Raw genomic sequence first — 2540 nt, 5'->3', positions numbered from 1 at the left:
CGTGAAGGGTTCCGGGCGCCGGAGGCGTACGGAAGTCCCCGAAGCACGAACCGTGGGCCGCACGCTGTGCGCTATGGGGTTTTCGGGTTTCGGCTGATCCGGGGGCGAGTAGCCAAGGCGCCAGGATGCATGGTGGCTGACGGGATCACGGCTGCCAAGCGAGGTAGATCCTCACTGCGATCGCTGCCTAATAGGGTCGTCAGGACGACTGCTGTCGGTGATCGCACAGGCGGTGACATCGCCGGAAGCGCAGTGGCTACGCGGCGTGCTAGAGGCGAGCCATGCCGGATCATGGCGCGATCGTCCGGTTGGGCGATGATGCGGCCGGTGGCGCGCGGGGCTGCTGCCAGCGTGCGAAGGTCTCGATCACAACCATGTGCCCACCGCAGCAAGGGCACGGCGGTCGCGTGTCAGGCGGCTCTTCGGTCGCGTTGTCTTCGGGAGGCGGCGCGACCGCCAGCAGCCTGCGGGCAAGCGCCAGGCTGTCCTTGCGGCATCCGCCGGCGAGCAGGCCATAGTGGCGGATGCGGTGGAAGCCGGTCGGCAGGACGTGAAGCAGGAAGCGACGGATGAACTCGTCGGCGGTAAGCGTCATGACCTGCTGGCGGTCTGCGCTGCCGCGACGATAATCCTTGTAGCGGAAGGTGACGCCGCGCTGGTCGAAGGAGATGAGCCGGCTGTTCGAGATTGCTACCCGATGCGTGTAGCGCGACAGATAGGCGAGCACCGCTTCGGGTCCGGCGAAGGGTGGCTTGGCGTACACTACCCAACGCTTCTTCCGCACCGGTGAGAGGTGCCGCAGGAAGGCACGGCGGTCGGCGAGCCCGGACAGGCTGCCAAAGAAGGCGAGCCGCCCGGTATCGTGGAGCTGGAGCAGCCTGGTGAGGAACAGGCGCCGGAACAGCGCACCGAGCACCCGGACTGGCAGCAGGAAGGCGGGGCGCGAGGAGATCCACCGGCTGCCGTCTGGCGCGATACCGCCGCCCGGCACGATCATGTGCACGTGCGGATGGTGGGTCAGGGCCGATCCCCACGTATGAAGGACGGCGGTGATGCCGATGCGGGCGCCCAGATGCTTGGGATCGCCGGCGATCGTCAGCATGGTCTCCGAGGCCGCCTTGAACAGCAGGTCGTACACCAGCGCCTTGTTGTGGAAGGCGATGGCGGCGATCTCGGCCGGCAGCGTGAAGACCACATGGAAGTAGCCGACCGGCAGCAGGTCCGCCTCACGCGCCTCCAGCCAGGTGCGAGCCGCGGCGCCCTGGCACTTGGGACAATGGCGGTTGCGGCAGGAGTTGTAGGCGATCCGCCAGTGCCCGCAGCCGGTGCAGGCCTCGACATGCCCGCCGAGCGCAGCGGTGCGACAGTGCTCGATCGCCGACATGACCTTCAGCTGATGCAGGCTCAGATGCCCGGCATGAGCAGCCCGGTAGGCAGGACCGGCTGCGCGGAAGATGTCGGCGACCTCGAGCGAGGTCCGCACGGGCTCAGCCGGGCGGCGCCGTCTGTGTTGGCGTGAACAGCCCAAGCCGATCGAGCGGACTGGTCACCGCCCGTACGGTCTTGGTCGCGACCTTGGTGTAGAAGGCGGTGTTCTCCAGCTTGGCATGGCCGAGCAGCGCCTGGATAATGCGGATATCGGTGCCGTCCTCGAGCAGGTGCGTGGCGAAGCTGTGGCGCAGCGTGTGCGGGCTGACGCGCTTGGCGATCCCTGCCGCCTGCGCCGCTTCCGCCACAACGCGATGGATCTGCTTGGTCGAGATCGGCTTAAGATAATGCTGCCCCGGAAACAGCCAGCCATCACGGTGCATCACGCCCTGTTCGCGGCCCAGCCTCCACCACTGGCGCAGCAGCACGAGCAGGTCCGCCGGGAGCATGGCGTTGCGATACTGGCCGCCTTTGCCGCGCTCGACCCGGAGCAGCATGCGTTCGCTGTCCACGTCGCGCACCTTGAGCATCGAGACCTCGCCCACGCGCAGGCCCGCGCCATAGGCGACCGAGAGCGCCGCCTGGTGCTTGAGGCAGGTGGTCGCCCCCAGCAGCCGGGCGACCTCGTCACGGCTCAGCACCACCGGCAGCTTGCGGATCTGCTTCATGCGCACGAGCCGGCGGGCGAGGTCCGGGCGGTCGAGCGTATGGGTGAAGAAGAAGCGCAACGCTGCGACGATGGCGTTCATGGTCGGCACCGGCATCCCGCCCTCGCGCTGCTCGATCTGGAAGCGGCGTAGATCCTCTGCCGTCGCCGTATCAGGAGGGCGACCGAGGAAGGTCGCGAAGCGCCCGACATCGCGGACATAGTTGCGCTGCGTCTCGCGGCTGAAATGCCGCATGTTCATGTCGTCGATCAGCCGCTGGCGCAGCGGGCTGACAGGCTCGGCGGTGGCTACAGGGACAAGCTCGTTCATTGGTCGACTCCTTGGTTGAAGGAGCCGGGATGCTCTGCCCATGCTGGGAATTGCTCAATCCAGGCGCTGCGCCCGCTGTTCTACCTCAACCGCGCCGCAAGCACCCCTCCGCGCAGCGGTTCGTGCACCGGCCCA

At 67.5% G+C, this 2540-nt stretch carries 2 protein-coding genes; both read right to left on the bottom strand.

All coding sequences use genetic code 11. The annotated features are described in order from the left end of the window. Positions 1–289: 289 nt before the first annotated feature. Positions 290–1483, bottom strand: a complete 1194-nt coding sequence (locus K4G67_RS16680) for an IS91 family transposase (protein WP_239807388.1) — start codon at positions 1481–1483, stop codon at positions 290–292. Between the two features lie 4 nt (positions 1484–1487). Beyond that, complete coding sequence (locus K4G67_RS16675; protein WP_239807387.1) at positions 1488–2405, bottom strand: site-specific integrase; 918 nt, start codon at positions 2403–2405, stop codon at positions 1488–1490. Positions 2406–2540 lie beyond the last annotated feature (135 nt).

It is taken from the genome of Croceicoccus hydrothermalis, assembly GCF_022378335.1.
Taxonomy (GTDB): Bacteria; Pseudomonadota; Alphaproteobacteria; order Sphingomonadales; family Sphingomonadaceae; genus Croceicoccus; species Croceicoccus hydrothermalis.
The sequence above is the reverse complement of the archived record's forward strand: the minus strand, read 5'-3'. Positions and strand labels throughout refer to the sequence as shown.

Coding starts and splice junctions, on each gene's coding strand:
- K4G67_RS16675 (WP_239807387.1), bottom strand. CDS start 2,405: ATGAACGAGCTTGTCCCTGTAGCCACCGCCGAGCCTGTCAGCCCGCTG.